This window comes from Streptomyces sp. NPDC051636 (assembly GCF_044453765.1).
Lineage (GTDB): Bacteria > Actinomycetota > Actinomycetes > Streptomycetales > Streptomycetaceae > Streptomyces.
Window position 1 is genome coordinate 1 of sequence record NZ_JBITDA010000074.1, and the last position, 5,358, is coordinate 5,358.

The 5,358-nt window shown below is 67.5% G+C and carries 6 protein-coding genes and 1 pseudogene; 4 read left to right on the top strand and 3 right to left on the bottom strand.

Translation table 11 applies throughout. The annotated features are described in order from the left end of the window. Positions 1–472 (bottom strand): phosphotransferase family protein (locus tag ACIBBH_RS42255; protein WP_399414276.1); only part of this gene is annotated, 472 nt, incomplete at its 3' end. Between the two features lie 33 nt (positions 473–505). Here ACIBBH_RS42255 and ACIBBH_RS42260 point away from each other — a divergent pair. The 3 genes and pseudogenes from ACIBBH_RS42260 to ACIBBH_RS42270 all read left to right on the top strand — a co-directional run. Further along, positions 506–943: pseudogene (locus ACIBBH_RS42260) on the top strand (hypothetical protein); the annotation flags it as partial. 316 nt (positions 944–1,259) lie between these two features. Then, positions 1,260–1,829 carry a hypothetical protein gene (locus ACIBBH_RS42265; RefSeq protein WP_399414278.1) on the top strand — a complete coding sequence of 190 codons (570 nt, stop codon included), beginning with the start codon at positions 1,260–1,262 and terminating at the stop codon, positions 1,827–1,829. Between the two features lie 125 nt (positions 1,830–1,954). Beyond that, positions 1,955–2,353 carry a hypothetical protein gene (locus tag ACIBBH_RS42270; protein ID WP_399414280.1) on the top strand — a complete coding sequence of 133 codons (399 nt, stop codon included), beginning with the start codon at positions 1,955–1,957 and terminating at the stop codon, positions 2,351–2,353. On the opposite strand, the gene ACIBBH_RS42275 is transcribed toward ACIBBH_RS42270, so the two are convergent. Continuing rightward, positions 2,335–2,790: a hypothetical protein gene (locus ACIBBH_RS42275; RefSeq protein ID WP_399414282.1), complete on the bottom strand. Its 456-nt coding sequence runs from the start codon at positions 2,788–2,790 to the stop codon at positions 2,335–2,337. The two genes, ACIBBH_RS42270 and ACIBBH_RS42275, sit on opposite strands and share 19 nt — an antisense overlap. Positions 2,791–2,838: 48 nt before the next feature. Further along, positions 2,839–3,252 (bottom strand): hypothetical protein, encoded by a 414-nt coding sequence (locus tag ACIBBH_RS42280; protein WP_399414284.1) that lies wholly within the window; start codon positions 3,250–3,252, stop codon positions 2,839–2,841. A 1,558-nt stretch (positions 3,253–4,810) separates the two neighbouring features. Between ACIBBH_RS42280 and ACIBBH_RS42285 the strand changes: the two genes are divergently transcribed. Continuing rightward, positions 4,811–5,358: hypothetical protein (locus ACIBBH_RS42285; protein WP_399414286.1), on the top strand; the 548-nt coding region annotated here is incomplete at its 3' end.

Sequence of the window (5,358 nt, forward strand, 5' to 3'; positions counted from 1 at the left end):
CCGTGACCTCGACACTCACAGTCCGCGCCGGGCTCCGTTCCCATGTCAACCCACCCGACCAGCCACAACACCGCTTAACTTCCCGGTCTTGGGCTTTAGCCATGACCATGCGGATCGTCCAGTCGGCCGCCGGGTCACCCCACCCTGTCCGGTCGAAGTCGTAAACGCCGGTGATCGTCGGCTCCGACGCATCGTGATCAAGCAGCACGTTGGGCACCCACAAGTCCCCGCCAAGCAAGCGCGGCTCGGTGATCTCGTCGAGGACGGCCTGGTGTCGCACGACGGCCGCGACGATCTTGCGCACGTCGGCGGCGTCGAGGCCGACGCCTTCCAGGTCGGTGGCAATGTCCTCCAGGGACGCGGCGACCGCCTCGCTCCACGTTCCGTATGCGGGACCGGCGACCGGGCCGAAGGACGGGCCGCGGACCGTGTGCACGCGGCGGATGATCTCGCCGAGCTGCCGGTAGAACACCGGCCACGTCGACCTGGGATAGGTGCGCAGGTCCCGCTTCCGCTCAGCTTCTGGGAAACCCTGGCCACCGCAGCCGAACAGATGCGACTGGAGAAGAGCGCGGCCTGGTGTCACTGGCGCAGCTACGAGACCCGCCACGGGATCATCCGAGCCGACCTCACCCTCCGCCCGGCCGCTGAAGCACGACGACAGACGCCCATCTCCGGCGCTGGCGTCCTGCGACCGATGTGGAACATCGGCCACCAGAGCGCGACCGGCGAACCGGCTCTCAACATTGCCCGGCTCTGGGTGGAGTTCACGCCCTTCCTGGAGCCCGGGGGACATGCCTCGGTACGACTCGCGCCCCTGGACCCCTCGCAGTGGCAGCACCTTCAGCCCGGCCAGGTGATCACCATGCACGAGGACCAATCCGTGGCAGGCACGGCAGTTGTCCTGGAGATCCGGCGACCCCCGGCCACGTTCACCACATAAGAACGAGCGCAGTCGACTCGTGCCGTTGGTGCAGAGAAGGTCGAGTGCGTACGCGCCGGTGCCCAGCGTGGGGGCGTAGGTGCCCTCGGCGGTGGTGGGGTGCGCGGGGTGGTCGGGTATGCCGAGGGAGTGGAACTCGCTCTTTCCGCAGTAGTGGGCGAGTATCGGTAGCTTCGGATATTCGAGTGTGCGGAATAGGGTTGCAATCCGGCTCTGCTGCGCTTCACACCCCGCTGGCTGGGAAGCATCGTGCTGCCTCGGTGAGCGAGGGGATCGCGGCCGGCTCGGCCATCGCACCTCGCGGTAGCCTCTCGCCATGAGTCACGGGGAGGGCGAGGGCGCGCTGGTTCTGGCGGCGCAGGAGATGCTCGCCGCAGGGCAAAGCGACGAGGATATCTTCGCCGAGCTGGCCGCGAGGACCGGCAACTGGGGTGTCTGTGTGTTGGCCGTGTGCTTGGCCCTGGGTGTGCCCCGGACTGACGCCGAGGCCCGGCTCCGCGAGGTCGAGCCACTCTTCTCAGACTTCGCGGTGGGTGAGGAGGAGGACCTCGCCTTCGTTCTCAGGTTTGGGCACGTCTTCATCGTGGACCGAGTACTTGAGGAACACGAGGAGCGCATCCGCGACCTCTTGGGAACCGCCGCTGGTGCCCGCGGAGGCTATCCCGGCGGCCTGCTCGCGTGGTTTCGCACCGGGGAGCTCACGAAGATCTTCCTCTACTTCGCCAAAACCCGGTTCCGGGACGGGCGCGGCTCACCACCCGACTTTTGGGCCGCCATGACCGCGGCTGGCGAACTCCTGGCCAGCCAGGACCGCCCGGACCACGAAGAGGTGACTGCAGGGCTGGAACGATGCCGCACGCAGGCTGCGGCCATCAGCGCGAAGTAGCATCGTCATCGACGGACATCCTCCGCTGGGTAGGCGTTCCTGATGGCTCCCTACGGCCCAACGGGCCCGCACAGCCCACGCCGAACCCCGTAGCAACGCCCGCGTTCGCTCCCTACAGTCGCCGCATGGCCACCGAGGACGAGCACCCAAGCCAGCCCGACATCACCGCGATGCTCAAAGACCAGACCAGTGCCTGCAAGGCAGCACGCGACGCTATCGCCGCCGGCGGCGAGGTAATGCTCTACAACGGACAGCCGCCACAGTGGATGGTCCTCGGCATCGCTGCGACAAGGCTGAAACGGTCGTTGAAGATCGGCCTGACGACCCTCGGCCTTGACGAGACCGTTGAGATCCTTCGCGCTCGGCACCGCGACGAGCAACTGCGTACCGGCAACATCGTCGCAGCAGACCGATCTTGGTTCTTCACCCTGTACTTCGACGCCACCGGGACCGAGCTCCTGGCGTGCAGCGGCGTCAAGAACGAGCGGCCCTCGCGGGGGGACAGTCAGAAGCTCCAGCTGTAGAGGCCGCCACCCGTATTCGCCGCAGACGCTGCGAGGCGGGCAACGCCCTGCAAGACCGCAAGGAGATCATCGTCGGTCATATCGTCGCCGTCCTCAGACCGGAGCCGTGTAATCCAGCGGCCGGCGAGCTCTTCGAGTTCGGCGGAACTCGCTTTGCCGAGCGCTCGGGTCAGCCGCTTCGGCAGAGCGAACACCTCAACGCCATCGTTCAAGGGGGCGGTGACCCACTCCGGCCACGGCCGCCACGCATAGAGCTGCTCAAGCGGCGGGGCCTCGGCCGAAGGCACCTCGAAGTACATGTCCCACTCGGCAATGGCGGTGTCCGGCTCAATAAAACGGCAGGTCACAGACTCAAATACCTCACCAGGTCCCCGCAGGCGCGTCGAGGCGGCCGTCTCGTCGTCAGGGGCGAGGAAGAACACTATGTCGTGGGCCATTCGAGCATGATGGCAGCCCGCGGCAGACGGGGTGCTGCGTAGTCGGTCTCAGCCGTCTGGCCGGCGGGCCACCTCGGCTGCGTAGGCGGTCCTGACGGCCCCGGCGGCCCACTGTTCGGCGGCTGACGGGCTGATGCCGAGAAGGCGTGGGAGGACGGCCGGTGGCATCTGTGTGCAGAGATCGAGCAGGGCCGCGCATCGCCCGGCTTCTGTCGGGAGTCCGATCTTGCGGAGGCGGCGGCTGAGTTGCTTGCTGCCCAGCGGCTTGCCGGGCCGCTGAGTCGGGAAGAGCCAGGGTGCGTTGAGGTCGTTCGACATCACGGTGCGTTGATGATCGTTTGCGATGTCGACGAGCTGGAGGACCAGGCAGTCTAGGGGCGGTGGCAGCCTCCGCGGCGTTTTGTTGAGGCGGAGTGCGACGCCGTTCTCGTCTGGATGACGTGCGCGGTGGTCAGCCGACATGTCCTTGCAGGGAACTGGCCATAGAGCAGGACCATCAGCCCTGCGACGCGGTCCTTGGTCTCGAAGGAGTCGTCATGGAGTAGCCCGCGGGCAATGGCCCAGCGCTCCTCGGCGTCGAGCGGGCGGTGGAAGATCCGCCGCGGTTTGGTGGGGATGCTGATCCCGGAGGCGAACTTGCTGCGGACAGCCCAGCTGACGAACGGCCCCGCGATATAGGGGCCTTGGTGGTTCTCCGAGACGAGCCAGAGGTCGATGAGTGGTTGTCGACAGGTCGCCAGAGTCTCACCCTGCTCCTTGATCCAGGCCAGGAAAGTGATGGCCTGGCGATGCGGGTCTGTGTGACGTCCTGGACAAAGGCGGAAATCGGCTTGCCGCGACCCCGGCGCCGGATGCGTGCGATGCGGTCCCAGCGGGCGTAGGCGGTGATCAGGCGGCGGTCTTCGGGATCTTCGATCGATGCGGTCTTGTGTTCAATCCATCGCTCCAGCCGGGCCATGTACTCATCGCGGACCGGCAGGACGCCGGCGGAGACCAGGACGGCCCGGAAGTAGTCGACGGCCATGTCCTTCTGGCTGGTCATGCGGGCGTCGAGGGCCTCGTGGGTCAGCTCGCAGGTTCCGGCGGCAAGGTCGGTGACCAAACGGGTGGCCGTGGGTGATTCCCACAGATAGAGCAAGGCCCTGCGGGGGTTGTGGTTCAGCAGGGCGTCCACGATCTTGTCGAGTTCGGGACGGGGCTTCCCATCTGGCGGCGTCAGCAGCTTCCGCAGATGGCGGTCGCCTGCGCATCTCCGGCAGAGGCCGAAGTGGAACAGTCGCTCGACCGTGCCGCACTGCTTGCAGGGCTTGTGTGCCTCTGGGGCCTGTTCCCAGCAGTTTTCGCAGATCGGGCCGCGGGGAGTGCGGGCGGCCACTGTTTTCAGGCGCCCGCAGTCGGTGCAAGGTTCCAGCCTGCGCGAGCATGTCCGGCAGCGGGGTGAGTCGGTCCAGGCGAAGAGGCAGGCCCGGACCTTGCCGCAGGAACCGCACTGGACAACCGGCGGTTTGCGGCAGACGGCGCATATCGGCCCGTCGGCCGTGCGGGCGCCGACGCCCTCGACTCGACCGCAGACAACGCATTTCTCCTGGTAGGAGGGTTCCTTGTTGCGGCAGGTGTTGCAGATCGGGGCTCCGGTGTCGTCGCGTCCGCGACGGGGTGGTTGCGTCCGCACCGCTTGCAGGGCTCCGCTTTGGCGTGGTTGTAGCAGGTTCCGCAGACTCGGAGTCGGTTGATCGAGTGGCTGAGCCGGACCGCGCGGTCGGCGCCCCGCCGCCGAACTCGTGGCGTGCGTACGCGCTGGCGGCCCGGGACTGGCTGACTCATCTGCGGCGCCATGCGATCGGGGTGTCGCCTCGCGGCAGGACCTGGTGGCCGCGCTGGGTACGTACGCGGACCGGCGGTTGTCGGGGCCGTTGGACGAGCGGTTGACGTCGTCTTCGTGGGAGCTTCAGGTCACCGCGTTGTCCCGGTTCTACGCCTGGGCGGTTGACGAGGGCCAAGGCCGCTGGAACGGGATGACATGGCACTCAGTCCCGAACAGCGCGATCAGACCGAACGGCGGATCCGCGCGGCCATCGACCGGCTTCTCGCCGGGCAGATCCCGGCCGGCGGGGCCTGCGACGTCAAGACCCTCGCCCGCGAGGCCGGAATCTCCCGCGCCGCCCTCTACCGCACCTGGGGCCACCTCAAGGACGAGTTCGAGAAACGGCGGACCGCTGCCTGGGCCGCAGGTCAGCAACCTGATCCCCGCGAGGCGCGAATCGCCCGGCTGAGGGAGCGCAACCAGCGGCTCACCACTAAACTCGCCCGCACCCACATCGAGTTCAATCACCTCAAAGAGGGGCACCAGCTCGCCCTGTCAGCCCTGGCCGCCAAAGATGACGAGCTCCAGAGGCTGCGCCGCCAACTGAGTACGTTCGGCGGTATGGCTCCGGCGCCAATGCCCGAACAGCAGCAGGGGGACGACGCCACAGATCTGCCGCAGGGCCTGGACCCGGGGACCGGACAGGCGATCCGCCCCATGCTCCCCGACGTGCTCCAGCAGCCGGACGGCGTCGCTGCCTGTGG

What these genes read in the sequence shown, in the direction of transcription:
- ACIBBH_RS42280 (WP_399414284.1), bottom strand. Translation starts at nt 3,252, where the DNA reads ATGTCGGCTGACCACCGCGCACGTCATCCAGACGAGAACGGCGTCGCA.
- ACIBBH_RS42270 (WP_399414280.1), top strand. Translation starts at nt 1,955, where the DNA reads ATGGCCACCGAGGACGAGCACCCAAGCCAGCCCGACATCACCGCGATG.
- ACIBBH_RS42275 (WP_399414282.1), bottom strand. Translation starts at nt 2,790, where the DNA reads ATGGCCCACGACATAGTGTTCTTCCTCGCCCCTGACGACGAGACGGCC.
- ACIBBH_RS42265 (WP_399414278.1), top strand. Translation starts at nt 1,260, where the DNA reads ATGAGTCACGGGGAGGGCGAGGGCGCGCTGGTTCTGGCGGCGCAGGAG.